This window comes from Rufibacter sediminis, assembly GCF_014269285.1.
GTDB lineage: Bacteria > Bacteroidota > Bacteroidia > Cytophagales > Hymenobacteraceae > Nibribacter > Nibribacter sediminis.
This window is the reverse complement of sequence record NZ_JACOAF010000020.1, coordinates 66899-92720: the sequence shown is the minus strand read 5'-3', so window position 1 is coordinate 92720 and position 25822 is coordinate 66899. Positions and strand designations below refer to the sequence as shown.

Annotated in this window: 23 protein-coding genes; 11 read left to right on the top strand and 12 right to left on the bottom strand. The window is 52.9% G+C overall.

What is annotated here, in order from left to right; all coding sequences use genetic code 11:
• Positions 1-128 precede the first annotated feature (128 nt).
• From H7U12_RS07125 to H7U12_RS07095, 7 genes are all read right to left on the bottom strand, one after another.
• Positions 129-650 (bottom strand): hypothetical protein, encoded by a 522-nt coding sequence (locus tag H7U12_RS07125; RefSeq protein ID WP_186635156.1) that lies wholly within the window; start codon positions 648-650, stop codon positions 129-131.
• 378 nt (positions 651-1028) lie between these two features.
• Complete coding sequence (locus tag H7U12_RS07120) at positions 1029-1532, bottom strand: hypothetical protein (protein WP_186635154.1); 504 nt, start codon at positions 1530-1532, stop codon at positions 1029-1031.
• 116 nt (positions 1533-1648) lie between these two features.
• Positions 1649-4588, bottom strand: a complete 2940-nt coding sequence (locus H7U12_RS07115; RefSeq protein ID WP_186635151.1) for a DEAD/DEAH box helicase — start codon at positions 4586-4588, stop codon at positions 1649-1651.
• A 218-nt stretch (positions 4589-4806) separates the two neighbouring features.
• Entirely contained in the window at positions 4807-6030 is a 1224-nt protein-coding gene (locus tag H7U12_RS07110) for an FtsX-like permease family protein (protein ID WP_186635148.1), read from the bottom strand.
• Between the two features lie 155 nt (positions 6031-6185).
• Positions 6186-6581 carry a GNAT family N-acetyltransferase gene (locus tag H7U12_RS07105; protein ID WP_317170755.1) on the bottom strand — a complete coding sequence of 132 codons (396 nt, stop codon included), beginning with the start codon at positions 6579-6581 and terminating at the stop codon, positions 6186-6188.
• Between the two features lie 557 nt (positions 6582-7138).
• A complete protein-coding gene (locus H7U12_RS07100) occupies positions 7139-7951 on the bottom strand; it encodes a class I SAM-dependent methyltransferase (RefSeq protein WP_186635143.1) in 813 nt (270 codons plus the stop codon).
• A 54-nt stretch (positions 7952-8005) separates the two neighbouring features.
• Entirely contained in the window at positions 8006-8458 is a 453-nt protein-coding gene (locus tag H7U12_RS07095) for a ribosome-binding factor A (protein ID WP_186635140.1), read from the bottom strand.
• Between the two features lie 96 nt (positions 8459-8554).
• On the opposite strand from H7U12_RS07095, the gene H7U12_RS07090 reads away from it, so the two are divergent.
• Positions 8555-9964, top strand: coding sequence for a hypothetical protein (locus tag H7U12_RS07090; protein ID WP_186635136.1), 1410 nt, complete (start codon positions 8555-8557; stop codon positions 9962-9964).
• Positions 9965-10346: 382 nt separating this feature from the next.
• Here H7U12_RS07090 and H7U12_RS07085 read toward each other — a convergent pair whose 3' ends face one another.
• From H7U12_RS07085 to H7U12_RS07075, 3 genes are all read right to left on the bottom strand, one after another.
• Complete coding sequence (locus H7U12_RS07085) at positions 10347-11135, bottom strand: TPM domain-containing protein (RefSeq protein ID WP_186635133.1); 789 nt, start codon at positions 11133-11135, stop codon at positions 10347-10349.
• Positions 11135-11596, bottom strand: coding sequence for a TPM domain-containing protein (locus tag H7U12_RS07080; RefSeq protein ID WP_186635130.1), 462 nt, complete (start codon positions 11594-11596; stop codon positions 11135-11137). The genes H7U12_RS07085 and H7U12_RS07080 overlap by 1 nt, the downstream gene beginning before the upstream one ends.
• Positions 11597-11721: 125 nt before the next feature.
• Positions 11722-12300: a LemA family protein gene (locus H7U12_RS07075; RefSeq protein ID WP_186635127.1), complete on the bottom strand. Its 579-nt coding sequence runs from the start codon at positions 12298-12300 to the stop codon at positions 11722-11724.
• Positions 12301-12620: 320 nt separating this feature from the next.
• Here H7U12_RS07075 and H7U12_RS07070 point away from each other — a divergent pair, with 320 nt between their 5' ends.
• The 7 genes from H7U12_RS07070 (at position 12621) to H7U12_RS07040 (ending at position 18064) form a co-directional block, all read left to right on the top strand.
• Positions 12621-13619: a sugar phosphate nucleotidyltransferase gene (locus H7U12_RS07070; protein WP_186635124.1), complete on the top strand. Its 999-nt coding sequence runs from the start codon at positions 12621-12623 to the stop codon at positions 13617-13619.
• Between the two features lie 107 nt (positions 13620-13726).
• Positions 13727-14671, top strand: coding sequence for an NAD(P)H-dependent flavin oxidoreductase (locus tag H7U12_RS07065; RefSeq protein WP_186635121.1), 945 nt, complete (start codon positions 13727-13729; stop codon positions 14669-14671).
• Positions 14672-14914: 243 nt separating this feature from the next.
• Entirely contained in the window at positions 14915-15157 is a 243-nt protein-coding gene (locus H7U12_RS07060) for a DUF433 domain-containing protein (RefSeq protein WP_186635116.1), read from the top strand.
• Entirely contained in the window at positions 15141-15464 is a 324-nt protein-coding gene (locus tag H7U12_RS07055) for a DUF5615 family PIN-like protein (protein ID WP_186635114.1), read from the top strand. The genes H7U12_RS07060 and H7U12_RS07055 overlap by 17 nt, the downstream gene beginning before the upstream one ends.
• A 1-nt stretch (position 15465) precedes the next feature.
• The gene (locus tag H7U12_RS07050) at positions 15466-16056 is read left to right on the top strand and encodes a Crp/Fnr family transcriptional regulator (RefSeq protein WP_186635111.1); all 591 of its coding nucleotides are present in this window, start codon (positions 15466-15468) and stop codon (positions 16054-16056) included.
• 177 nt (positions 16057-16233) lie between these two features.
• Positions 16234-17064, top strand: coding sequence for a 4,5-DOPA-extradiol-dioxygenase (gene ygiD, locus H7U12_RS07045; RefSeq protein WP_186635108.1), 831 nt, complete (start codon positions 16234-16236; stop codon positions 17062-17064).
• Positions 17065-17311: 247 nt separating this feature from the next.
• A complete protein-coding gene (locus tag H7U12_RS07040; RefSeq protein ID WP_186635105.1) occupies positions 17312-18064 on the top strand; it encodes a DoxX family membrane protein in 753 nt (250 codons plus the stop codon).
• Positions 18065-18158: 94 nt separating this feature from the next.
• Here the strand turns inward: H7U12_RS07040 and H7U12_RS07035 are convergent, their stop codons facing one another.
• Positions 18159-19427, bottom strand: a complete 1269-nt coding sequence (locus tag H7U12_RS07035) for an exo-beta-N-acetylmuramidase NamZ family protein (protein ID WP_186635102.1) — start codon at positions 19425-19427, stop codon at positions 18159-18161.
• Positions 19428-19677: 250 nt separating this feature from the next.
• On the opposite strand from H7U12_RS07035, the gene H7U12_RS07030 reads away from it, so the two are divergent.
• Positions 19678-20622, top strand: coding sequence for a hypothetical protein (locus tag H7U12_RS07030; protein ID WP_186635098.1), 945 nt, complete (start codon positions 19678-19680; stop codon positions 20620-20622).
• 76 nt (positions 20623-20698) lie between these two features.
• Here H7U12_RS07030 and htpG read toward each other — a convergent pair whose 3' ends face one another.
• The gene (gene htpG / locus H7U12_RS07025; protein WP_186635095.1) at positions 20699-22528 is read right to left on the bottom strand and encodes a molecular chaperone HtpG; all 1830 of its coding nucleotides are present in this window, start codon (positions 22526-22528) and stop codon (positions 20699-20701) included.
• Positions 22529-22975: 447 nt separating this feature from the next.
• Here htpG and H7U12_RS07020 point away from each other — a divergent pair, with 447 nt between their 5' ends.
• Together H7U12_RS07020 and H7U12_RS07015 are read left to right on the top strand one after the other, a co-directional pair.
• Positions 22976-23404, top strand: coding sequence for a hypothetical protein (locus tag H7U12_RS07020; protein ID WP_186635092.1), 429 nt, complete (start codon positions 22976-22978; stop codon positions 23402-23404).
• 51 nt (positions 23405-23455) lie between these two features.
• Positions 23456-25813, top strand: coding sequence for a TonB-dependent receptor (locus H7U12_RS07015; RefSeq protein ID WP_186635089.1), 2358 nt, complete (start codon positions 23456-23458; stop codon positions 25811-25813).
• Positions 25814-25822: the final 9 nt, after the last annotated feature.

Genomic DNA, 25822 nt, shown 5'->3' with positions numbered 1-25822 from the left:
TTTGTAGATAACACCTTTTTAGGTTTCTATCTTTTTTATCATTAATGCCATACTACGGCTTGTGCATGAGGCGTGCAAGGCCGCCGGCCGAAGCATGGCTTATGCACAATGTTAGCACCTGTAATTTTTTATTCTTTCAGGAGTATCACATCTGCAAGTTTGCCTATTTCGCCGCTGAACATCTTCATGTCTTTGTCGCTTTTATGCGGGGTGAAGTTGATAAACAAACTGCTACCTTTTCTGCTTAGCTCGTTGATGTTGTAAGTATCCATGTACTCGAATTTATCTTCTGCTTCTGCGGAAGAGTAGAAGATGCTCCGCTCACTTACTTTCTTTAAATTCTTGTCGGTCTCCAGTATGGACAGCCCGTTCGTGAGGAATATCCTGTTTCCGATAGCTATTGGGTTTGTTGTATTCTGTAGCGGTTCAGGATATTTCTTTATTTCTGCCCTTACCGTGTCCAGAATATAAGCATGACCTGTGTTCGCATTATCCTCTGTAACCATGTCAAATATTGTGAAGACTACTAAGTTTTTGTCAACAACTACTTTTGAGATGTCGAAGGCCTCTGTTCTGAATATACTTTTGCCGTTTCTATTGATTTCAAAGTCGTAGTGCTCCTCTTTGGAGGGAGAGTCTTGTATATTCAAGGAGTAAGAACCGAGACGGTATGTTCCCGTTTTTTTCTATTCGGATTGTGTTTAGGTCAAGGTTCTTTGCCGCCTTAGCTACTGTAAAGTAAGCCGTGTCGGCTTTAGCGGGGAGAGTGTTGTCCCTGGCAGTAACTTTTATCATTATTTGCGGAGTGGGTAGTCTGATTTACAGGAGGTGCTGACTTTTCACTAACTGGATTGCTTTTGGTGTTGCCTTCTGTGGTGCAGCTCAACTGTCCAATAAATATGAAGATGTTTAATAAGCCTGTAAATCTCCTTCTCATATGTAAGATTTGATTCTATTTATTGGTGCCAACGGACTAGAATAAATAACGAGCAAGGCCGTAGCTTGATGTTTATACTAGTCCGTTGCTGTTATTCTATTGTCATTACTGCTTCCGATTCAAAGTTTTCTAAATTTGAAAACTTAAATTCATCATCTTTGGAAGGTCGTATTTTATGGAATTTGACTACGCACCCGCCGTAAACATCAATCTCTTCCCCAGAGTAAGTTGTCTCACAGAATGATACTACAATTCTAAAGTCGGCGTCAAAACTGGAAGTCAATTTGTGATGCAGTCTTTTGGCCAGTTTGAGTCCAATCGGTAAATACTCCAACTCGCTGTTTAAGTGCTTATAGTAGTCGTCTACATGAATATCATTTAAGAAGACTTCATATTCACATTTCTTAAAATCTGTGTCCAAGTCACCAGGCCCGAAGTACTGAAAGTCTTTAATCAGTATACAATCTTGTTCAATTCTAAATCCGGAATCTATAAGCTTCTCTAATTCTTCTGGCAGGTCTGTTTCGGTGCTTTCTAACTTATACTGAATTTGGTTCAAGTATGAGTTCAGATGAGAATTTGATTCTATTTTCATTCTTTTTAATTACAGCTAATTACCATATAAACGGAATACCTCCGGTTATTGGTGCTTTGGATGGAAGTAGCTACCTACGTTTTCACCCTCTTTTCCCAAAACAAGTCTCTAAACGCTTAGCTTAGCAAGCTTTCAATGTCCTCTTTGGTGAGACGTTTGATGACGGCTTCATCCGTGGAGATGAGGTCAGAGACCATCTGGAGTTTCTTGTCCTGGAGGGCCAGGATTTTCTCTTCCACGCTGTTCTTGGTGATGAACTTGTAGGTAAAGACTGTGTTCTGCTGGCCAATGCGGTGGGCGCGGTCTACGGCCTGAGCCTCTACGGCAGGGTTCCACCACGGGTCCAGAATGAACACATAATCAGCGGCGGTGAGGTTGAGGCCCACGCCTCCGGCTTTGAGCGAGATCAGGAAGACGGGAAGGGTAGGATCGTTCTGGAAATGGGCAACCTGCGCCTGGCGGTCTTTGGTGGAACCGTCCAGATAGGCGTACCTGATCTTGCGCTCGTCCAGGGCGGCTCGCACCAGGTCCAGGTGTTTCACGAATTGGCTGAAGACAAGCACCTTGTGGCCTTCGCTCACCACGTTGCGGGTCAGGCGCAGCACCTCGCCCAGCTTGCCCGATTCGGCTTCTGAGGCGGGATCAGCCATGCGGGGATGGTTCGCGATCTGGCGCAGTTTCATCAGACCCTGCAAGAGCATGAACTGCGACTTGGCCGCGCCCTGCTCCTCAATGTTCTTCAGTATTTTGTTGCGGTAATAGGACTTGGTTTCCTCGTAGGCGTGCTCCTGCTCCTCCGTCATCTTGCAGAACGTGATGTGCTCAATCTTCTCGGGCAGTTCTTTGGCCACTTGGCTTTTATGGCGGCGCAGGATGAAGGGCTTGATGAGCGCGTGCAGGCGTTTGGTTTTCTGTTCGTCTTTCAGCTTTTCAATGGGGCGTAAAAATTCCTTCTTGAAGAAGTTCTGGGTGCCCAATAAGCCCGGGTTGATGAATGACATCTGGCTCCACAGGTCCAGGGTGCTGTTTTCCACGGGCGTACCCGTCAAGATCAGCCGGTGCTTGGATTTCAGCTCCCGCATGCTGATGGACGTGTTGGAATTGGGGTTTTTGATGGCCTGGCTCTCGTCCAGAATCACGTAGTCAAACAGGTACGTCTTCAGGATCTCGTGGTCCAGGCGCACGATGCCGTAAGACGTGAGAATGAGGTCATAGTGCTTGAACTGCGCCACGTTTTTGTTGCGGTACGTGCCGGTATAGGTGAGAATGCGCAGCTGCGGGGTGAACTTCTGGGCTTCGGCCAGCCAGTTGTAGATGAGCGAGGTAGGCATGACCAGCAAAGACGCCGTCTGAGCACCATTTTCCTTTCGGTGCTGCAAGAGCGCCAGCGTCTGCACGGTTTTCCCTAGACCCATGTCATCCGCTAAACAGCCGCCGAAGTGGTATTCCTGCACAAAATGGAGCCAGTTATAGCCCGCTTTCTGGTAAGGGCGCAGTTCGCCTTTGAAACCGAGCGGCAGCGGCTTGTCTTCCACGGCTTCAAACTCACGGAGCTTTTCCAGCTTGCGGCTCATGGTCACGTGGGCCAGGTTGCCGTTCTGGAGGTCGCTCACCAGTGAGAGGTGGTGTTTGCGCAGTTTCAGCTCCTCGTCGCCCTCAGAGAAGGCAAAGAGTTCCAGATACTGGGTAAACCACTCCTCGGGGATGATCGCGATCTGGCCGTTGGGCAATTTGTACTCGCGGCGTTTGGTGAGAATGTGGTTCCGGAGCTTGATGAACGGAATTTCGTACGGCCCGAAACGGACGGTGCCGTAAATATCGAACCAGTCATTGGTTTCGTTGATGCCCACGTTCACCGAGGTCTCGCCAATGAAATAGTTTTTCTCTGACTGGCTCTGCTGGAGGGTAAAGCCCAGTTCTTCCAGGGTTTTGGCGTAGCTGTTCAGCCACCCGAACGCCTGGGGCTTGTCCAGGATCGCTTGGCCGTTTCTGATCTCCAAGCCTCGGCTGGAAAGCTCCTGCACAAAATGGGCTTCCTGATCCAGATCGCGGTGCAGCCGGTGGAAAATATACGACTCAGCAGTTTTCTCCACGCTCACGCTGATCTTCCGGGGCTCCTGCGTGCCTACGGTATAGGGGCCGTAATTGAAATTGAGCTGGAAAACGATCTTGTCGCCATCTGAGGGAGGGGCGATTTCCTCCTCTTCCTCGTCTTCACCGGCGGCGGCAAGCAAAGCCGGCGAAGGCTCGGCCACGGCCAGTTCTGAGAACTGCAGCTGGGGCTGCGGCACGTAGCGCTCAGATTTTATATCGAAGCCTTTGGCGTACACGTCAAACTGCTCTATGAGCGGGGCCACAAACTTGCGGTAATAGCTTTCCTCCACGTTGCGCGGCACGGCAATGAACTTCTTGTTCAGAAACGGTTGCAGCTTCTTGCCGTCCACTTGCTTTTCAAAGCTGTAGAGGCAGTCGTTCAGCAGCAGCCAGGCCGGCTCTTTGCACACCAGTACCGCGTCCTGATACTGGAACTCCAGCCGTTCGCCTTTGTACTTGATGGTGGGGAAGTAATGGGTGTTGTCATCGTTGCGGCGGAAGTGGAACAGCACGGTGGCTTTCTCGGTGGCCATGTTCAGGCGCTTCCAGGTGGGCTCGCCGTCTTTGCCCATCACAAACACCATCTTGTCCTGCAGCAGGTCCAGAATCTTGGCCATGCGGCTCTGGATGTAGTGGTCAATACTTTCCTGCAGGAGTTTATCGCCCTTGGCGGGGTCATAGGTTTTGAAGAAGAAATCAGCGAGGGTGGTTTTCTTGATCGCGAATTTCTTGAACACCGCGTCCTGCTGGATCTGGTCTACCAACTCAATCAGCTGGAAATCAGTGTCGTTGAGCCGTGAGGCGAACTCATCGGCGTTTTTAATGGAGATGTTCTGGTGCTGGAGGGTGAGTTGCCGTTTGGAGTTGACCTGCACCACAAAAGACTCAAACAAATAGCCCAGGTATTCATGCTCAAAAAGAGAATAAATAACTTGAAATGGCTGTGTTGTAAATACTTTCATGGCAAGGTGCTCGCTATCCCAATATTGAAAGTACAACAAAATCTTTTTCGCACCGCAGTAAAATGCAGAATTTTTAGCAAATCACTGAGTATTTGGTAGCTACAGTCCTACTTTTTGCCTTGTTTTCATAAAACAGACCCAAAGCGGCGGGCCGGAAAACCGCCAATAATACAGAAAGGATTTTAAGCCTGCTTTCCTGAAAACGGCCCCAAAACGGACTACAGGTTTTCCCGGATGGAGAGGGCGGCGGCGCGGCGGGCGGGCCGGATGGACACCAGAAAGGTGATGAGAATGATGGCGGCGGCCGTGAGCAGGAAATCAGTGGGGCGCATCAAGACCGGGTACGCTTCCACCACCGAGGTGCTCATGCCCATGGACACCCAGCCAAACGTCTGCTGCAGCCAGCAGATGGTCCCTCCCACCACCAAGCCCACCACGGCCCCGGTAAAAGCTACAATGGCACCCTCCAGCAGGAAAACCCTACGTATCGTTCTCGGGTCAGCGCCCAAAGAGGCCAGGATGGCAATGTCTTTCTGTTTGTCCAGCACCAGCATGGAGAGCGAGAAAAAGATGTTGATGGACGCGATGAGCAAGACAAAGGTGAAGGTGACAAACACAAACAGCTTCTCCACCTTCACGGCCCGCAGAAGGCTCACGTGCTGTTGCTCGCTGTCCTGTACGTTGAAACCTTCGCCCAGCAGCTCCTGCAGGGCGGACTGCACCTTCTCAATTTGCTCTATGTTCTCGGTTTTGATCTCCAGCGAGGTGCGCTTGTTTCCGTAGCTCAGGAGCTCCTCCGCGAAGCTCAGGGGCACAAACACGTACTGGTCATCGTACTGGCGTTCAATGGCAAACACGCCGCCCGCCTGAATGCCCAGTTGCCGGAAGGCGTTCTCTGGGTTGATGATGGTTTTCTTGCCCGCTTTGGGGTACAGGAACTGCAGCGGCGAGAACGGGTTCTCGGGCCGGATGGAAAGCTGGTACTGCACGCCCCGGCCGATGAGGGCAAACTGCTTGCCATCGCGTTTCAGGCGGTAGTCGCCGTCCACAATGGCGGAGTCAATCTGGTTCTGTTGGAAAAAGTTATCACTCACGCCTTTGATCTTCACCACCATCTGGCGGTCATTGTAGCGCAGCAGGGCGTTGTCTTCAATCACTTCGGTGAGCAGCGCCACGCCCGGCGTTTTCCGGATCCGTTCCAGCAACTGGGCATCGGTCTCAAACGATTTGCCTTCTACGGTGGTGATCTTGATCTCGGGGTCAAACTTGCCGTACAGCGACCGGATGAGGTCTTCCAGGCCGTTGAACACGGAGAGCACCACAATGAGCGCCATGGTGCCCACGCCCACGCCAATCATGGCGATGATGGAAATGATGTTGATGATGTTGCGCTTCTTTTTAGAGAAAAAATACCGCCGGGCGATAAAAAGGGCAACGTTCATTTACGTGGGAATGAGTGAATAAGGGATTGATTAGGTGCCGGAAGAGAGATTTCGCTTCTCCTCGTTCAGGTCACCTTTACTGTTCTGAGGCAAAAGGGTTCTGTTTTCTGCCCGCGGAAGCCCGAAATTACGTCTTTTTAGAGGTTATCCCAAGTTTATCCTTCTTGCACCGGCTGTTGGGCGATCGGCTTGCTCATGCAGACGCTGTTTTCTATGTTCACGTACTGCCCAAAGTTGGGAATCACCTGATAGCCGCTCTTGGTATACAGCCTGATGGCCTCTGGCTGCGCTTTGCCAGTTTCCAGAATAAGCGAGGCATAACCCAGCTCGGCCGCCCACTGCTCCAGTTCTGCCAGTACTTTGCCCGCGATGCCCTGCCCCCGGAACTCCGGCAACACAAACATGCGCTTTATCTCCAGGGTATCTGGCGAGTACGCTTTGATGGCGCCGCACCCTACCGCCAGCTGGTTGTTGTAGGCCACCACTACGTACCGGATAGCGTCAATTTTGTTGAACTGGGCGTAAAACGAATGGTCGTCTCCATCCCTCACGTGAAGATCTGCGTCTAACAGAGAAACAAGTTCTACAAATTCTGGACTGGTTGAATCTGTTCTGACTAACTCTATCATAGTGAGGGAATAGCTACTGGTGACAGGTAACTTTCCGGTGAAGTTAGCAGTTCTTGGGAGATTGTCAAACCTCCAAAAAATGAGGCCGTTCTGGGGCTATTTTTCAGGAATGACCCCGAATCTGAAATCCTCCCCTTTTCTGGGTCCTGGGTCCATAAAAGAACGCCGGAACTGGACAACTGTACCGCCTGAATAGCTCTTCGCTGACGTGTGGAGAGCTCTTCAGGCCGGATGGCAGAGATTTATTCCAGAAGAAAGATGAGCGGGCGGTGATGGTTGCGGTAGTCGTTTTCTCGTCTATTCCTTCTCCCAAGCGCAAACGTCCGGACTTTATCTGAGTTTCTGTTTTAGGCGTAGTTTTCAGAAAGTAGGCCCAAAACACTAGCGCCAGCTAAAGCCTTTCAAACCTGATGGTAGGAATGGCTTTAGCTGGCGCAATATGGAATAGCGTTTCTCTATGTTGAGAAGAGTTCTTTCTTCTATTTCCAGGCTTTCACGATGAGGCCGGTACCGGTGGGGTGCTTGCCGTTGGTGTCCAGCCAATTCAGGAGAAGGCAGAACGGATACACCAGCAGGTAGTAGAACGGCAGAAGGAGGAAGAACAGCTTGGAAGCCCCCAGCATCAGGATGGGGTACTTCATGCTCAGGCGCCACGAGATCTTACCCGGACTTCCGTAGGAATAATGCGCCTCGGTGCGGCTGAACCCGGCGCTTTTCAGTTTCTGCTGGATTTCCTGGATGTTGTAGCCGTCGCGTACGTGCTCCTCAATGAACGAGCTTTCCTCGTCGCCGTGCACGTCTGAGCCGCCCTGGTCTGAGGGGGTGGAGATCAGCAGCATGCCGCCGGGGCGCATAGACGCATGGAAGTTCTTAAACACCTCCACGTCTTCCAGGATGTGCTCCATCACGTCAACAGACAACACCAGGTCAAAGGTGGGCTGCGGCTCACGGTAGGTCACCAGGTCCTCCTTGCGGAACATGACGTTGTGCCGCCCGATCTTCTGGAAGAAGTTGGCGCAGTCTGCGATCTGCTCATCCTTTACGTCTACCGCCAGAATGCGCCAGTTGGGGCTCAGGCCGGAGAGGTAATAGCTGTATTGCCCGAAGCCCGAACCGGCGTCCAGGATCTGGATAGGCTGCTGGCGCTTGTTTTTGGCCCACGCCCGCAGTTCCTTGTGGATGTGCCACGTGCGCAGCAGCAACAGGTCTAACAGGTTATAGAAAAGCTTGCGCAGGAAAGGCGTTTTGTTGAACGCCTCGCCCAGAACGCGTTTTATGGGATCGTACTGCATGGGTGGGTTTAGTAGCTGGCTTGCGTAGCAGGAAGTAGCGCAGGATGGGTGAGACTACCGCTCTTCGGCGTCTTCTTCGTCATCCTCGCCGTCTTCGTCAGATAAATAATAGTCGTCCTCGGTCCGGAACGGGTTGGTAGGATCTTCTTTGGATTCTGAGGGGATGTCCAGCTCAGAGAGGATCTTGTCCATCTTGGCGGCGTACTCGGCGGTATCGTCCAGATAGAAGATCAGCTCGGGGATCACGCGCACCTGGTTCTTGATGCGTTTGGCCAACTCGTGCCGGATGGTCTTGGTGTGGACCTTGATTTCGTTGAGCAGATCGCGCCCGTTGGGGTTGAGCAAAAGGCTCAGGTGTACTTTGGCCACGCCCAGATCCGGAGACACGGCTACCCCGCTTACTGAGATATAGGTGCTCTGAAACAAATGGGAAACATCGCGCTGGAAGATCTCAGCAAGTTCCTTTTGAATCAGTCTGGCGAATTTTTGTTGGCGTTTACTTTCCATGGTTCCGCAAATATCGTATTAATTTCACATTTTTACCCCACAAACCGCCGTCCTCTTTGCCGCAAGGTGCGAGTAGACGGCTAAGCCGCGCATTGCTTGATACGATTCTTCCGCAGTTTGTTTCCGTCCAGGTGGGTGGTGTTGGTACTGCTGTTTCTCCTCATCCGGCTTCCGTTGCTCATTTTCGGGCTGCCCAGTACGCTTTCTGAGCTGCATTATGTGCTGCTGGGCGAGCGCCTGCACCAAGGTTTTACCCTCTACCAGGACCTCTACGATACTACCGGGCCGCTCTCTGGCCTGGTGTATTGGCTTCTGGATGCTGTAGCGCCGCGCTCTTACCTGGCGCACCGCCTGCTGGCCACGTTTCTGCTGGGCTACCAGGCGTTCCTGCTCAACTTCGTGTTCAACCGCAACCAGGTGCATCCCTTCAAGTCGTATGTGCCGGCGCTGCTGTACATGCTGTTTGGCAGCATCTTCTTTGAGCTGGATGTGCTGTCGCCGCTACTGCTGGGCCACACGTTTGTGGTGCTGGCGGTATACAGCCTCACGGCTATCTCCAAGGAAGCCTCCAACGCGGGCCGTCTGTTCAAGGCCGGCTTCATGCTGGGGCTGGCGGCGCTGTGTTACCTGCCCATGGTCTGGTTTCTGGTGCTGGGCTTCTTCGCGATTATCTACTTCGCCTCCGGGGCCTTCCGGAGCACCTTGCTGATGCTCACCGGTTTTGTGTTCCCGTTTACGGTGGTATTGACGTATTTTCTGTACCAGAACGCCTTAGGGCCCTTTCTGGAGCAGGCGCTCACATGGTCCTGGCAATTATCGTTTGACTTGGGCTTACCCGTGGGGCAGGTGCTCACCGTGGCCGCCCTTCCCCTGGGCTTGCTGGTACTCTCTCTGCTGAGTCTGCCGCTGGTGAACCTGGGTGCGAACTACCAGGCGCGTTTCATGCAGTTTATGCTCATCTGGACCATTGTGGTGGCGCTGGTGCTCATTAGCGGGCACGATGGCTCCGTGAAAGGCTTGATTTTGCTGCTGCCCCTGCTGGCTTATTTTGGCATCTTCCTATTCAGTTGGTGGGGAAACCGCTTGTGGATAGCCGAGCTCCTGTTCCTGGTGCTGGTGGCGGGCGTGATGGCCATGCGCTACAACCCGCTGGGCTTAGTTTACCCGGCCCTCGGCCTTCAGCCGGAGCTGATACAAGTGCGGGATGATCCCAAGTACCGGCAGGTGGAAGGCCAGTCCATGCTGGTTCTGGGGCCCGACCTGAATTACTACCAGCACAACAGCCTTGGCTCACCGTACCTGCGCTGGGATCTTGCCAAGCCGTACTTCGGGCGGTTGCATTACTACGAGTCGCTTTTCACCATTCTGCAAGACCTCCGGAAGGCTCCTCCGGCCTACATCGTGGACCAGCAGAACCTCATGCCCGAGCTGCAGTACAAACTTCCCCTGATCTTCCAGCGCTACGAGAAAGTAGAGAACGGGCCCTATTACCGCCGAGTCCGCTAAGCCCGGCCTTCGTTTTGGGGCCATTTTCTGAAATATAGGCCTGAAACGATATAGTGTTAGAGGAAGGTAGTCTGTAATATAGAGGTAATTCTATATTGAAGTGGCGGCTTGAACGGCAGTTTAAGTTGTTGGTGAGAACACCAACAACGGCGGAGGCAACGGCGAGAAACACCAGCTACGGCAAAAGAAAAGACCTCACAGGTTTTCAAAACCTGTGAGGTCTAAGATGTCTAGATTGTTTTAAAGCTGCTTTCAGGAAAACGGCCAAAAGTAGTGGTATGAACCGAAGAAGCGTTTTGGGCCTGTTTTGTTGAAAACAGGCCCAAAACGCTTTCCTACAAACTTAGCTGGGTGCTTTTCTTTACACGGGGAGTTGATCTGTTTACCAGCTGGAACCGGCCCCGCCGCCTCCGAAGCTACCGCCCCCGAAACCGCCGAAGCCACCACCTCCGCCTCCTCCAAAGCCACCGCCGCCGCCAAAGACGCCACGTCCGCCGGAGAAATCCCCGAAGATAACGGGTGGGAAGAAAGGTCCGCCCAGGGTGCGCATTCCGCCACCACGTCCGCCCCGGCCTCCGCCGCCTCTGCGGCTGATGATGAAGATAAGGATCAGAATCCCGATGATAATCCAGAGGAAGGGAATGCCGCCTTCTTCATCGCCCTGGCGTTGCTTGGGATCGGCTTTGTATTCGCCGCTGGCCACGTCAATGATGAAGCTGGTGCCTTTGTCCAGACCGGCGTAATAGCGGCCCTGCTGGTACTCGGGTTTGATGGTGTACTCCGTGATGCGTTTGGCGATGGCATCGGGCACTACGCCTTCCATGCCGTAGCCGGTGGCAATGAACACGCGACGCTCATTGACTGCCGTAAGAATGAGAATACCGTTGTTTTTGCCCTGTTGGCCTATGCCCCATTGCTCGGCTAGCTTAAACGCGTAGTCTGAGATGTCATACTGGCCAATGGAGGTGATGTTGACCACGGCAATCTGAGTGGAGGTACTGTCATTGTAGTTGACCAGCTTCTGCTCCAGCGCCTGTTCTTCCTCTGGGGAGAGGATGTTGGCCAGGTCATTGACCAGCCGCGGCGGAGACGGCCGGGGCGGAAAATCCTGCGCCAGCCCTAGTCCTGCCCAAAGCCACAATATCCCTAGAAGCCAGATGGTTTTTCTCATTATTTTTGGTTCTCGTCCAGGTTTTTGCCGAAGGAGATATCATCAGACAGCTCGTTGATGTCTTTGTGGTCTCCGGCGTACGGGAAATAGCTTTTCAGTTGCTCGCCCGCCATGGTGATGCCTTTCCGTAAGCCCTCGGCGTACCGGCCTTCCTTGAAATCAGCGATCACGGTTTTATTGATCTCGACCCAGAAATCCTTAGGTACTACCGCGTTGATGCCCGCATCGCCCAGCACGGCAAACTTGTGGCTTTTCATGGCCACGTAGAACAGCACGCCGTTTCTGAGCTTGGTCTGGTGCATGTGCAGGTAGGCGAACACCTGGGTGGCTCTGTCTAAAACCTCGCCCTCACAGGTGTCTTCAATGTGCACCCGCACCTCGCCAGAGGTGTTGCGTTCCGCTTCCTGAATGGCCTGTACAATAACGGCCTCGTCTGCTGCTGTGATGGTGTCGCGGGGCATGGAGTGGGAAGTTCTGAGTCTTGAGTGATGAGTCCTGAGTCAATAGGGACTTCTGTTTAGGGGCTGTTTTTGTCAAAACAGCCCCTAAACAGAAGTTGAAGTCTGGCTAGCGGCTACGCGCTTCCTTAGAACTGGACCGTTGGGGCGTTCTGGGCACCGGCAGCGGCCTCAAAGTAGCCTTTCTTCTCAAACCCGAACCAGCCGGCGAAGAAGTTGCGCGGGAACGCCCTGATGTAGGTGTTGTAGTCCTGCACGGTGGTGTTGAATCTCTGCCGTTCCACCGAGATTCTATTCTCTGTGCCTTCCAGCTGGGCCTGCAGCTCCAGGAAGTTCTGGTTGGCTTTCAGGTCTGGGTACGCCTCGGCGGTAGCCATTAACCGCGACAGGGAGCCGCTCAGCTGGCTTTGGGCTGCCTGGAATTTCTCCAGGTTTTCGGGGGTCAGATCGTCGGCGTTGAGTTGGATGCTGGTGGCTTTGGACCGGGCCTCTATGACTTGGGTAAGTGTTTCTTTCTCAAAGTTGGCGGCTCCTTTCACGGTGTTCACCAGGTTGGGCACTAAGTCTGCGCGGCGCTGATAGGAGTTCTGCACCTGCGCCCACTGGCTGGACACCTGCTCGTCTTTCTGCACCATATCATTGTATCCGCAGGAGCTCTGCGAGGCCAGAATCACGAAGCCTACAAGGTAAAGCAATAGTTTTTTCATAGTTGAGGTAGTTTATTCAGAAGGTATGGTACGCAATATCCGTATTTATCAGTAATAGGCAACCTCTATACGTAACAGAAGGGAAAATGTGCGTTTTTGCCGCAGTTTCCTGAAAACGGCCCTAAAACGGACGGTTCAGGAGATTGCCCCGCCAGCGCGATGTGCCTGCCGAAAGATAACAAGGTTCCGGGTAAATATTCAAGAAACGCTATAAAGATTTTAGGCCTGAGCAGTTTCCAAACCTGTTTCTGGCGCCGCCCATGTGTACGAAAACCGGCAGAATTGCGTAGCTTGTGATGAAAAGCCTTCTTGAGAGTAGTATGAAAGCAATAATTCCGGTGGCTGGAATGGGAGCACGCTTGCGGCCCCACACCCACACCCAACCCAAGGCCTTGGTGCCTATTGCCGGCAAAGCCATTCTGGGCCACATCATTGAGCGGCTGCAGGCGGCGGGCATCAGGCAGTTTGTGCTGGTGGTAGGATACCTGGGCGAGAAAATCATGCACTACGTGCAACGCAAATACCCGCACATTGAAGCCGAATTTGTGGTGCAGCAGCCCCGCGAGGGCTTGGGGCACGCGCTTTGGTCTGCCCGGGAGACCTTCCGGAATGAGAAAGATGTGCTCATTCAGCTAGGCGATACCATTGTGGACGTGGACATGCAGCAGTTCTTTTCTTCTGAGCACACCATGCTGGCCGTGAAGCCAGTGAAAACGCCTACCATGTTCGGGATCGCCGAGATGGACAACGGCGGCTTCATCACCAAGGTGATTGAGAAACCCAAGATCCCGAAGTCCAATTACGCTTTGGTGGGTCTTTACAAGATGGCCAACCCGGCAAAACTGGTAGAGGCCCTGGAGTACATTGTGGCCAACGACATCCGAACGCAGAACGAGCACCACCTCACCGATGCCCTCATGCACATGATCCAGCACGGCGAGAAAATGGTGTCGTACACGGTAGACCACTGGTTTGACTGCGGCCGCAAAGACACGCTCCTGCAGGCCAACGCCACCCTCCTGAACCGGCCGGAGTTCAGACGCGCCGAGTACCCCGATTTCCCCAACACCATCATCATTCCGCCGGTGAGCATTGGCAAGGGCGTGCAGATCTCCAACTCCATTGTGGGTCCCAACGTAGCCATTGGCGAAAGCGCCATCCTCAACTACACCATCGTGCGCAACTCCATCATCGGCGGCTACGCCGAGCTGGGATACGCCGTGCTGGAAGACTCGCTGGTAGGCTCAGACTCCGCCCTGAAAGGCTTAAGCCAGCGCCTGAACATCGGCGACAGCACCGAGATTGATTTCAGCCACTAAAACGCGTATCAAGTATCGCGTATCAAGTAGCACAAATTTATAGGTTATCATTTCACCAACTCATGTAGACAATGTCTTGCTACTTGCTACATGATACTTGCTACCAAATGAGCAACAGAATCACCCAACTCTTCAACATACAATATCCCATTATACAAGCCGGCATGATCTGGTGCAGCGGCTGGAAACTGGCCTCGGCGGTGAGCAATGCCGGCGGGCTGGGCCTCATTGGCGCGGGCTCCATGTACCCAGACACGTTGCGCGAGCACATCCGAAAATGCAAGGCCGCCACAAATAAACCGTTTGGTGTGAACGTGCCGCTGCTGTACCCAGATCTGGACGAGCATTTCAAGATCATCATGGAAGAGAAAGTGCCCGTGGTGGTCACCTCGGCGGGCAACCCCAAGACTTGGACGAAGATACTGCAGGAGAACGGCTCCAAAGTCATCCACGTGGTGAGCAATGTGAAGTTTGCCCGTAAGTGCGAGGAAGCGGGCGTTGACGCCATTGTGGCCGAAGGGTTTGAAGCCGGAGGCCACAACGGCCGCGAGGAAACCACTACCTTCTGCCTGATTCCGTTGGTGCGCCAGGCCGTGAACCTGCCCCTAATCGCCGCCGGCGGCATCGCCAACGGAGCGGGGATCTTCGGGGCCCTGGCCCTGGGGGCCGATGGGGTGCAGGTAGGCAGTCGGTTTGTAGCCAGCGTGGAGTCCAGCGCGCACCCAAGCTTCAAAGACCGCGTGGTGGCGGCACAGGAAGGTGACACCGAGCTTTCTTTGAAGCAACTCACGCCCGTGCGCCTGCTAAAAAACAAGTTCTACCAAGACGTAAAGGAAGCCGAACTACGTGGAGCTTCTAACCTGGAACTGGCCGAGTTGCTAGGCTCCCGCCGGGCCAAACACGGCATGTACGAAGGGGACCTGGACGAAGGCGAACTGGAAATCGGGCAGATTGCCGCGCTGGTCAACGACATCAAACCCGCCGGCGAGATCGTGCACGAGATGTGGCAGGAGTTTCTGGCGGCAAAAGCAAAGTTTTGTGGAGAGTGGTAGTAGGCTGTTTTGGGCCTGTTTTCCTGAAAACTAGCCTAAAACAGTCATGCTCTTTTCAATGTTTCTGAGGTAGGGGCAATCCCTGGTGGTTGCTCTTTTTCGGAACGGCACTTGTAACAGGACTACTACCAGGGATGGTCCCTACTCTATTTCGATGTTGGGCTGCGTTCACTGTCTCCAGCTCTCGTTTGAGCCCATTCCGTGAAAAAGAGCCTCTTGTTCCCTTTACGCGTATATTTGAGTATGGCAGCTATCAAAGATTATATCACCATTGACCAAGACATTCTGGCTGGGCAGCCCGTGTTTAAAGGAACCCGGGTTCCCATTGAGGCCCTGTTCGCTCACCTGGAGAAAGGAGTTTCACTAGATGACTTTCTGGAAGATTTTCCTACGGTCCTCAGAGAGCATGCGGTGGGCGTTTTAGGGATTGCAGAAAAACTAGTGACGTCAAAAAACATTGAGCAGCTATATGAAACTGCTGCTTGATGAGAACTTGCCCAAACGCCTGAAAACCGACTTTGCAGAACACGAAATCTACACCGTTCGTGACAAAGGCTGGAATGGGAAGAAGAACGGGGAGCTCATGCTGTTGCTCTTTACCGAAAGCTTTGATGCTTTGCTTACTTTTGACAAAAACCTCCAGTTCCAGCAGAACTTTACCAAGTATTCCACCCCGGTCCTTTTATTGGCTGCGCCAGATAATACGTATATGACGCTGAGCACAATGGTTCCGGTGATCAGGGAAGTTCTAGCTCATCCTTTGCGCCCAGGCCCCACTGTAATTTCTTTCTGATTTGCCTCACGACCTCCTCACCGCGGCCCTCGCCCAACACGTCTCGCTCACGCCCGAGGAGGAAGCCGCGTTTATGGCCATCTGCGTCACGCAGGAGGCGAAGAAGAAACAGTTTCTGCTGCGCACCGGCGAGTTGAACCAGCAGATATACTTTGTGCTGCACGGCTGCCTGCGGTCGTTTATCGTGGACCAGGCGGGCAAGGAGGTGAACCTGGAATTTGCGGTAGAGCGGTACTGGATCAGCGACATCTCCTTCCATCAGCCAGCCTTGCTTTCCATTCAGGCGTTGGAGCAGACGCAGTACGTCCAGATCAACACCAATGCCTTTGAGCTGCTCACGCAGGAGCATCCTGTTTTTAACCTGTTTTACCGGAAACTGCTCCAAAACGGGTACTTCGCGTTTAAAAAACGGATGCTGAATGGCATGACCCAGACCGCCGCCGAGAACTACCGTGATTTCCTGCTCAAATTCCCCAGCCTGAGCCAGCGCATTCCGCAGTACCACATCGCCTCGTACCTGGGCATCACCCCAGAGTTCTTTAGCTCCATCAAATCAGCGGGGCTGGACCTCTACCAGCAGGCCATTTCTTAAACTACCTTATTCTTTTTGGGCATCGGTCTCCTCACCTTTGTAGAGTGAACCTGCGGTAGCGATAGCCTTGTTGTATTCATCGCTCGCCCAGGAAATACACGCCTTTTTTCGCGCCCCAAAGCAACATTCGTGAAAAGAAGAACTTTCATACAATCCATAGCAGGAGGAGCAATCACGATGACCACCATAAGCGCTTTCAGAAAATTTACCGAGGATCTAACCTCTCAGGACTATACCATGCCGGTGCTCTTCATTGGGCACGGCTCACCCATGAACGGCATCGAAGACAATGAATTCAGCCAGCGGTGGAAGAAGATGGCGCAGGAGATTCCGGTGCCTAAGGCGGTGCTGGTGGTCTCGGCGCACTGGTTCACTAGGGGCACCAGAATCACGTCCATGGACTTCCCGCAGACTATCCATGACTTCGGCGGATTTCCGCAGGAGCTGTTCGCGGTGCAGTACCCCTCGCCCGGTGACGCGGCCCTGGCGAAGGAGACGGCGGAGTTGATTACCTCTACCCACGTGGAACTTGACCACGACTGGGGCCTGGACCACGGCACCTGGACCATCATCCGGCACATGTACCCCCAGGCCAACGTACCCGTGCTGCAACTCAGCATTGACTACACCAAAGGGCCGCAGTACCACTATGACCTGGCTAAAGATCTGACGGCGCTGCGCAAGAAAGGCGTGCTCATTGTGGGCAGCGGCAACATGGTGCACAACCTGCGCATGGTCAGTTGGAGCATGATCAACGGCGGCGGCTACGACTGGACCCACACCATCAACGAGAAATTCAAAGCCCTCATCCAGAACCGCGACCACCAGCCGCTCATTAACTACCAGACCTTGGGCAAAGAGGCGTTGCTGGCCATACCTACGGTAGAACATTACCTGCCGCTGCTGTACACGCTGGGCTTGCAGGGCAAAGACGAAGAAACCTCGTTCTTCAATGACAAAATGGTAGGCGGGTCTTTGACCATGACCTCGGTGAAAATAGGCGCTTAGGCGCTCACGTCATATCTCTGAAACAGGCCGGAAGCGATTTCGGCCTGTTTTGGTGAAAATACCTCCAAAACGACCAGCAGCTGTTTTCTTTCTGCTGAGGATCAGGTAAAAAGCCGGAGTTGGTCTAGGTGATGCGGCGGTTGGTCTAAAAGATTTTCAGGCGGAAAGAGAGCTGCTTTACTTGTGGTCATCAAAGGAGCGGCTTTCTGGAAAATCGCCCCTGAAACGTACTTCAACCGTTAAGGCCATGATCAAAAACAAAGACTTTCTGGTGCTCCTTACCCGCCTGTTTCTAGGCTACGTCTTCTTCTCGGCGGGAATCTGCAAACTCACGCACGGTAACTTCGGGCAGCTGATTGGGCCGCCGTGGCTGGAGGAACGGCTCGCGGAATATGGGTTAGCTTTTTTCGCGCAGGTGGTGGCCGTGAGTCAGGTGGTAATAGGCGCACTACTGTTCTCGCAGCGGTTCAGCACGCTGGGCGCGGTGATGCTGGTACCCATAAACATCTCTATTCTGGCCGTGACAATCTCCCAGAACTGGAGTGGCACACCCTATGTCAATGCGGTTTTTCTGGGCCTGAACGTGGCCTTGCTCCTGTATGAATATCAACGGTTCAAGTTTCTGTTTTCGGCAGAGGCAATAGCACCTGTAGGGCCCTCTGCGTTGGAAAAGTACAGGAACGGCAGGCTGCCCTGGGCTATTCTTCTTTCGGCGGGAGCCACAATGGGGAGTGCCCTGCTGCAAACTACCGTCATCACCAATTCCCTTGGCTTGCTGACTTTTGCTTTGGTGGGGGCCTGTATCTTGCTGCCCGATGGGCTGAATAAATGGGAGAAGGTGATAGTGGCGCAGGCGATTACTAATATGTTCCTGATGACGCTGGGTTCTATCTCTATGCTAATGTCTGTTTTAGTTGCTAACACGGCGGTTCTCCTGATCCTGCTGCTGGTCAACCTGTGGCGCTCAAGTAGAAGAAGCGCGATGCTTCCCTTCGCTTGACAGAAAGTAGTCGAATAAAAGAGGCCAGAAACGTACGTTTCTGGCCTCTTTTGATGAAAACAGGGCTAAAATGGAAGGGCTACGCCGGTTTTGCTCAGGGGTACAACAGGTACTTCTTGCGCATTTCCTTGTACGCTTTCAGGCCCGGCTCCCAGGTTTCTCTGATTCGCTCTTCAGACCAGCCTTCTTCTATCTGCTTCCGGAAATCGGCTACGCCGGCTAGTCGTTCAATCACGCCCATCTGCTTGCTGTAGGATGAGTCAAAAAACCGCGCTTTCTCGGGGTAGGCTTTGTAGAGTTCTATCATCCAGCTCAGGTTGATCTGGCGCTTCTTTCTGAGTTGCTCCACGTCATAGTTCCGCAGGTCTAACCCGTAACACACCTCGTTCATGTGCAGCGGCGATTCGCTCATGCCCTGGATGCTAACCGGGGTGAAATTGAACTCGTATTTGCCTTTCAGGGCCGGAGCACCCAGCACGGCGAATGGCATGTGCGTGCCGCGCCCCTGGCTGATGATGGTTCCCTCAAACAGACACAGACTGGGGTACAGCATCACGCTCTGCGGCGTGTTCAGGTTGGGCGAGGGGTTCACCGGCAGCACGTACGGCATGTCATGGTGGTAATTGGCCAGTTTGATGATGTGGAGCTTGTTCAGCTTCAGGCCTTTCTCCATCCAGCCTTCGCCGTTCACCATTTGGGCAAACTCACCTACGGTAAGGCCGTGCGCAATGGGAATAGGAAACTGCCCGATGCCCGATTTATACTTCATATCCAGAATGGGACCATCAATCATGTACGCGTGCGGGTTAGGCCGGTCGAGCACCATCATCTCCACGTTGTGCTCGGCGGCAGATTCCATGACATCGCGCAGGGTGTTGATGTTGGTGTAGAAGCGTACGCCCACGTCTTGGATGTCATAGATGAGCACGTCTATGCCCGCCAAATCTTCTTTACTGGGCTTTTTCTTTTTGCCGTACAAGGAGATAATGGGAATGCCGGTTTTCGCGTCTACCTCGTCGTCTACCTTCGCGCCGTTGCTGGCATTTCCTCTGAAGCCGTGCTCCGGCCCGAACACCTTCACAATCTGAATCCCCGCCGCCAACAGGCTATCCACACTAGACTTCCCGCCGATGGTGGAAGACTGATTCACCACCATGGCCACTTTCTTGCTTTTCAGGTACGGCACATATTTCTCGGTCTGGTCGGCCCCGGTGATAAGCCCCGGTTTGGCTTTGGCTGAGGTGGAACTGCTTTGGGAGGAAGGAGTTGTGGCCGTGGTAGAAGCTTCCTTGGAACAGGAAGAACAGCCTAACGCCAAGGTTAAAAAGCCGATGGAAAGGTAAGATAGGAAAGATTTAGTCATAGTTTTTGGGAGAACAAGTTCAATGAACGGAAGAATGCTTGCAATGTAGAAAGGAAGCAGAGAGTTAGAAAATGTTTTTAAAAAAAATTAAAAAGAGAGGATTGTAAAAGCCTCCTCTTATTGAGGTATGGCACTTACATTGTAAATAGCAATTTGACAACCACAATTTTATATATTCAACTTTTAGAAGAAAGCTCAATATTATTACTACTCAACAATAGGATTTGAACTCCTAGAAAATTTAAATTAAATGGATTCAGTTGCAGCTTTCATTAAGTATGAAGGAAAACTTGTTGAGGATGGCTTTTTAGATGCTCGAAAAACAGCAAGTGCTTTATCTGGTATAGATGAGGCACTTAGATTTTTCTTGTATCAGGAATATCCTGACTTAGAACTTATTCCTTTTGAAATTCCAGTTCGAATTAGAAAAGGAAGTTGGGAAGCAATATTCTCAGAGAATCTTGACGAGTTGCTTCTAAAAGGATTAGCGGCATGGGGTATCGGCAAGTATGTTGGAAGTGCTCTTGAAGAAATGGCCAAGAATGATTTCAAAGATTTTGGGTTTAAAGACATCTTTAAGAATGCCTTCAAGGCAATGACCTGGGTTATCAAAGCGGCTACTCATTTAGGGTCATTAAGTAGAAAGCATTTTAGAAATATATCTTTCTCACCAGACAATAGGTTTATTGGGTTGAAAAACGATTATGATAGAATACTCTGGTTTCCTGTTGAATTTCTGGAGCATTTCTCTAATTGCCCCGAAAGTCTCTTCCAGAAGTTAATTGGTATTGTTGAGGAAGACAGAGAATTTGTGATAGGCTATATTGAACCGCTAGAACAGGAACAAGCAAGGGTAAATTATAAAAATAAATATATATTCTTAAATGAGGAAGAGGACAAAGAAGTACTCTTCCCAGAACTAGAACATGGTGCCTATGTTGAATTAGAAGGTCATATCACAAGGGGCAATGAGAAGACGAATACTTTAGGTTTACTTTACCAAAACCATGTGTTAACGTGTTTACCTCAGAGAGGAAATATCAAAGATTACAAAACTGCGCTTTTCAATAACTGTGTAATCAAGGGGTATATAGATAGACAAGACAAACAAGGAGTCTTTATTGAAAAGAGGCCCAGAATTAAATTCACCTCTATCTCCATTGTTGATTCAAGAGGTCAGCTTAGTTTCCTTTAATATCTCATTAAAACCAAAAGAGGCCGAAAACTTACGTTTCCGGCCTCTTTTTATAAAAACAGCGCTAAACTAGCCGCTATTCTTTGTCAATCAGCTCCACGCTACGCTTCACGAAGGCCGTTAAGGCAGCCCCAGACAGCATGTTCTGTGACAACAACGCCAGGTCATAGGCTTGCTTCGCGATTTTCTCGCCGCGTTCGTCATCGCCTTTCAGGATGCGGTGGTTGATGGGGTGGTTGGCGTTGATGGTCACGTTGTACATGTCGGGTAGGTTGCCCATCATCATCATGCCGCCACCGCCGCCCATGCGGTTTATGTCTTTCATGCGGCGCATGAATTCAGGTAGCGTGATAATCACCGGCTGGTCATCCACGCTCAGGGCTTCCACGCCCACGGTCATGTTCTGGTTAGAGATGGCTTTCTCAAACAGCTCCTTCAGACGCGTGGTTTCGTCTTCAGACAGCACGCTCTCCGGTTTGGCATCGGTCTGGATGAGCTTGTCAATGGTGTCGGCGTCAACGCGTTTCAGGGTCGTTTTCTCCAATTTCTGCTCTAACTGACCAATGAAGTGCGGGTCAATCATGGTGTCCAGCTTCACCACGTCATAGTTGCGGTTTTTGGCAGTCTCAATGAAAGCGTGCTGCTTCTCGGCATCAGTAGTGTAGAGAAGAACCAGGTTGCCGTCTTTGTCGGTTTGGTTGGCCTGCACGTAGTTGCGGTACTCTTCCAGGGTGTAGAACTTCTCGTCGGTGCTTTGCAGCAGCGCGAAGTCTTTCGCTTTCTCGTAGAACTTGTCATCTGACAGCATGCCGTACTTCACGAATACGCCAATGTCGTTCCACTTCTCTTCGTAGGCGGTGCGGTCTTTCTTGTAGATTTCGTTCAGCTTATCAGCCACCTTCCGGGTGATGTAGGTGTTGATTTTCTTCACGTTGGCATCGGCCTGCAGGAACGAGCGGCTCACGTTCAACGGAATGTCTGGGGAGTCAATCACGCCGTGCAGCAGCATCAGGAACTCCGGCACCACGTCTTTCACCTCATCGGTGATGAACACCTGGCGGCTGTAGAGCTGGATTTTGTTTTTCTGGAAATCGAACTCGTTCTTCACCTTCGGGAAGTACAGAATACCGGTGAGGTTGAACGGATAGTCCACGTTCAGGTGAATCCAGAACAGCGGGTCCTCCGAGAACGGATACAGTTCTTTGTAAAAGTTCTTGTAGTCCTCGTCGGTTAAGTCAGACGGAGACTTGGTCCAGATAGGGTTCGGGTTGTTGATAACCTCGCCGTTGAACTCCACCAGAATAGGCAGGAACTTGCAGTATTTGTTCAGGATGGATTGCAGACGGGCTTCCTCCAGGAACTCCTCAGAATCCTCAGCGATGTTCAGAATCACATCCGTTCCGCGCTCGGTGCGGGTTCCGTTGGTGATGGAGAACTCGGTAGAACCGTCGCAAATCCAGTGCGCAGGCTCCGCGCCGTCTGCGTGTGACAAGGTGTCAATCTCCACGGTGCTGGCCACCATAAACGCCGAGTAGAAACCAAGGCCGAACTGACCGATGATTTGGCTCTTGTCGGCGTTAGAGTCTTTGTAGCGCTCCACAAACTCGGTAGCCCCCGAGAACGCAATCTGGTTGATGTATTTCTTGATTTCCTCGGCGGTCATCCCTATCCCGTTGTCCGAGATGATGATTTGCTTTTTCTCCTTATCCACCTTCACGGTCACCTTCAGCTCGCCTAAATCGCCTTTCAGCTCACCAATGCTGGAGAGGCTCTTGGCTTTCTGGCTCGCGTCAACGGCGTTAGACACCAGCTCCCGCAGGAAAATCTCGTGGTCTGAGTACAAGAACTTCTTGATGATGGGGAAAATGTTCTCGGTGTGAATCGAAATCGTGCCTTTTTCTTCCATTTCTTTCTATATCGATGTTATAAGTAAATTACTTGTTTTCTATTCCACTTCCGGCTGCGCCGATGTTCCTGTTTTGAGCCTGTTTTCCGCAAAAGAGGCCTAAAACGCATTTCGTCCCCCTTTGAAGGGGGTAGGGGGATGATTACTCCTGCCGATTACTCTTGCAGAGTTAAGCATTCCCGAGAGTCACTTCTGCTCGTTTCATAGCTGCTGTTGTTCGGTCCTCATCTAGCCTTGTCATCCCCCTATCCCCTTCAAAGGGGGACAACCGGGAATATTTGCTATTTCAAAACAACCGGCCACCAGCTGCAACAATTCTTCCCTTGGCAAAAGCTGTTCCAGACGGCTGAAAGTGACAGGTTGGCAGATTGTCTGGCGGCAAAAAACACGTAAAGGCAACCGTTCCCACGAAAACTTTGTATATTTGGCCGAACCTAACCTGTTTCGGTGAAAAACTTCTCGCGCTATAGTGCCCTGTTTTTGCTGCTGCTGTTCGCCCGGGTCATGACCCCGGATGCGCTGCTGCTGCAACTGCACGCGCACGAACACACGCCGGAGCACACCCACCAGCCGGGCAAGCAGGAGCTTAGCACCAAGCACAACCACTGTCCGGTAGACAACCTGTTCCAGGCGTCTTTCCAGGCCCCTGAAGGGGTAGTGGTACCGGTTCCGCTGGTGCACGCGGTGCAGCATGGTTCTTCTGTGACGCTGGTCGGTTACGCCACCGCTCCGGCGCATTCTTTCCTGCGCGGCCCCCCCGGCCTCCTCTTCCCTTTCTTAAGTATTTCTTCGGCAGGAGAGGCCAGGCCTTTCCGTGCGCATCCGTTTAGCGGCTGTTTTCCTGAAAACGGACCTGAAACGCCTTTGCGCGCCTAAGAAACCGTAGGGCACCCGCCCATTTATTTTCCATTCTTTATTCTTACCCAATTGCGCGAATATCTTTCCTATTCGGCGTGGCTGGTGCTGTGCGTCTGGCTGTCCTTGTCTGTAGGATGGGCTCAGCCCGCTTATGCGCCGACCGCAGCCTCTGGGGTGGCACCGTGCGGGCTTACCCTGTCTGGCCTCCTCACCGACCGTGACCAGCGGACTCCTTTGGTGGGCGCCACCGTTCAGCTAGAGGGCACCCCGCACGCCACCAGTACCAACGCCCAAGGCCGCTACCAGTTCACGGGGCTTTGCCCAGGCACCTACCAGCTCGTGGTGTCTTATGTGGGCTATACGCCCGAAAAGCGGCAGAAGCGGCTCAGAGCCACGGCTGAAACCATGGACTTTGCGCTGCACGCCGATGCTACCCTGCTGAAAGCGGTGGAAGTGACCGGGCACCAACTGCCAACCGCGGGGGCCACTACGGGCTCCACCCTGAGCGGACAGGCGCTGGAAAGAACCAAAGGCGGCTCGCTGGCGCAGGCGCTGAGCACCGTGGCGGGCGTGACCATGTTGCAGACGGGCGGTACCATTGCCAAACCTGTCATCCATGGACTGCACAGCAACCGCATTCTCACGCTGAACAACGGCATCCGGCAGGAAGGCCAGCAATGGGGCGCCGAGCACGCCCCGGAGATTGACCCGTTTATTGCCCAGCGGCTCACCGTGGTGAAAGGCGCGGAAGCCGTGCGGTACGGCCCCGAGGCCATTGGCGGCGTGGTGCTGGTGGAGCCTCCGGCCCTGCCTTCCACGCCCGAACTGCACGGCGAGCTGACCACCGCCGGGGCCAGCAACGGCCGCAGCGGCACGGTGTCCGGCATGCTCCACGGCGGGCTGAAGCAAGTGCCGGGGCTGGGCTGGCGCGTACAGGGAACGCTCAAGAAAGCCGGTAACCTCAAAACCGCCGATTACTACCTGGAGAACACCGGGTTACGGGAAGTCAACTATTCGGCGGCGCTGGGCTATACCTCTGAGAAAATAGGTGCCGAGCTTTTCTACAGCCGCTTCCAGACGGAGTTGGGGATTTTCAAGGGCGCGCACATTGGCAGTCTGGAAGATTTGATGACCCGTATTTCGGCGGAACGTCCGTTGGAGGACGGTGCTTTCTCTTACGGGATAGGCGTGCCCCGGCAGCAGATAGACCATCATCTGCTCAAAGCCAAAGGCCACCTGCACCTGAGCGAGGGCGAAAACCTGGACGTAGTGTATGGTCTGCAGCTGAATCAACGGCAGGAGTTTGACATCCGGCGGGGCGAGTACCGCAGCGTACCGTCTCTGGACATGGAGCTCACCACCCAAACCCTGGACGTGGCCTATGACAAACTCTATCAAAATGGCCTGAAAATCACCACGGGCCTGAACGGGATGTTGCAGATTAACAACAACGTGCCGGGTACGGGCGCTATTCCGCTTATTCCCAACTATGACAGCTATGCCGGCGGGGGCTACCTCATTGGCAAGTTCATCCAGGAAAACTGGGAACTGGAGGCCGGGGCGCGCTATGACTACAAGTACGTGAACGCGCGCGGCTACTATGACAACGCGGAGGCCTACGGCGGCATCCGGCGGTTCCACAACGTGACGGGTTCTTTGGGTGGCGCGCTGCACCTGCACCCCGCCTGGACCATCCGGACCAACGTGGGCTCTGCCTGGCGCCCGCCCGTGGTGAATGAGTTGTACAGCAACGGCCTGCACCACGGCACCGCCAGTTATGAAACCGGAGATGTTACGCTGCAAAGTGAGAAGAGCTACAAGTGGACCAACACGCTGGAGTACCATGCCAACCAACTTCAGCTGGAGGTCACCGGTTATATCAACCACATTCAGGACTACATTTATTTGGATCCATCGGGCGGATTTTATGAGAGCCTGCGCGGGTCTTTCCCCACGTTCCAGTACCGGCAAACCGATGCCCGCTTCTGGGGCAGTGACGTGTCTTTGCAGTATGATTTCTGGAAACGCCTCCGCTACGAGCTGAAAGGCTCACTGGTGCGGGCCACCAACCTGCGGCAAGACCAATACCTGCCCTGGATTCCTACGGACCGGCTGGAGAACAGCCTGAGCTGGAAACCGGAGGGGAACGCAACCTTCAAAGACACCTATCTACAAGTGCAGTCACAGTGGACCGCGCGGCAGCACCGCTACACCGTGGGCAGTGACTTCGCGCCCCCGCCTGCCGGGTATCATCTGCTGCACCTGAACGCGGGCACCCAATGGAAGCTGGGCGAACACGCACTGGGCCTCCATTTATCGGTGAATAACCTCACCAACACCCTTTACAAAGAGTACATGAACCGCTTTAGGTACTATGCCCATGACACCGGTCGCAACTTCACGGCCCGGCTTACCTGGCGGTTCTAACCCATTTAC

Bases quoted from the DNA above. Each gene is read 5' to 3' on its own strand.
- H7U12_RS07120 (WP_186635154.1), bottom strand. From the start codon at position 1,532: ATGAAAATAGAATCAAATTCTCATCTGAACTCATACTTGAACCAAATT.
- H7U12_RS07115 (WP_186635151.1), bottom strand. From the start codon at position 4,588: ATGAAAGTATTTACAACACAGCCATTTCAAGTTATTTATTCTCTTTTT.
- H7U12_RS07110 (WP_186635148.1), bottom strand. From the start codon at position 6,030: ATGAACGTTGCCCTTTTTATCGCCCGGCGGTATTTTTTCTCTAAAAAG.
- H7U12_RS07100 (WP_186635143.1), bottom strand. From the start codon at position 7,951: ATGCAGTACGATCCCATAAAACGCGTTCTGGGCGAGGCGTTCAACAAA.
- H7U12_RS07095 (WP_186635140.1), bottom strand. From the start codon at position 8,458: ATGGAAAGTAAACGCCAACAAAAATTCGCCAGACTGATTCAAAAGGAA.
- H7U12_RS07085 (WP_186635133.1), bottom strand. From the start codon at position 11,135: ATGAGAAAAACCATCTGGCTTCTAGGGATATTGTGGCTTTGGGCAGGA.
- H7U12_RS07080 (WP_186635130.1), bottom strand. From the start codon at position 11,596: ATGCCCCGCGACACCATCACAGCAGCAGACGAGGCCGTTATTGTACAG.
- H7U12_RS07075 (WP_186635127.1), bottom strand. From the start codon at position 12,300: ATGAAAAAACTATTGCTTTACCTTGTAGGCTTCGTGATTCTGGCCTCG.
- H7U12_RS07070 (WP_186635124.1), top strand. From the start codon at position 12,621: ATGAAAGCAATAATTCCGGTGGCTGGAATGGGAGCACGCTTGCGGCCC.
- H7U12_RS07065 (WP_186635121.1), top strand. From the start codon at position 13,727: ATGAGCAACAGAATCACCCAACTCTTCAACATACAATATCCCATTATA.
- H7U12_RS07060 (WP_186635116.1), top strand. From the start codon at position 14,915: ATGGCAGCTATCAAAGATTATATCACCATTGACCAAGACATTCTGGCT.
- H7U12_RS07055 (WP_186635114.1), top strand. From the start codon at position 15,141: ATGAAACTGCTGCTTGATGAGAACTTGCCCAAACGCCTGAAAACCGAC.
- ygiD (WP_186635108.1), top strand. From the start codon at position 16,234: ATGACCACCATAAGCGCTTTCAGAAAATTTACCGAGGATCTAACCTCT.
- H7U12_RS07040 (WP_186635105.1), top strand. From the start codon at position 17,312: ATGATCAAAAACAAAGACTTTCTGGTGCTCCTTACCCGCCTGTTTCTA.
- H7U12_RS07035 (WP_186635102.1), bottom strand. From the start codon at position 19,427: ATGACTAAATCTTTCCTATCTTACCTTTCCATCGGCTTTTTAACCTTG.
- H7U12_RS07030 (WP_186635098.1), top strand. From the start codon at position 19,678: ATGGATTCAGTTGCAGCTTTCATTAAGTATGAAGGAAAACTTGTTGAG.
- htpG (WP_186635095.1), bottom strand. From the start codon at position 22,528: ATGGAAGAAAAAGGCACGATTTCGATTCACACCGAGAACATTTTCCCC.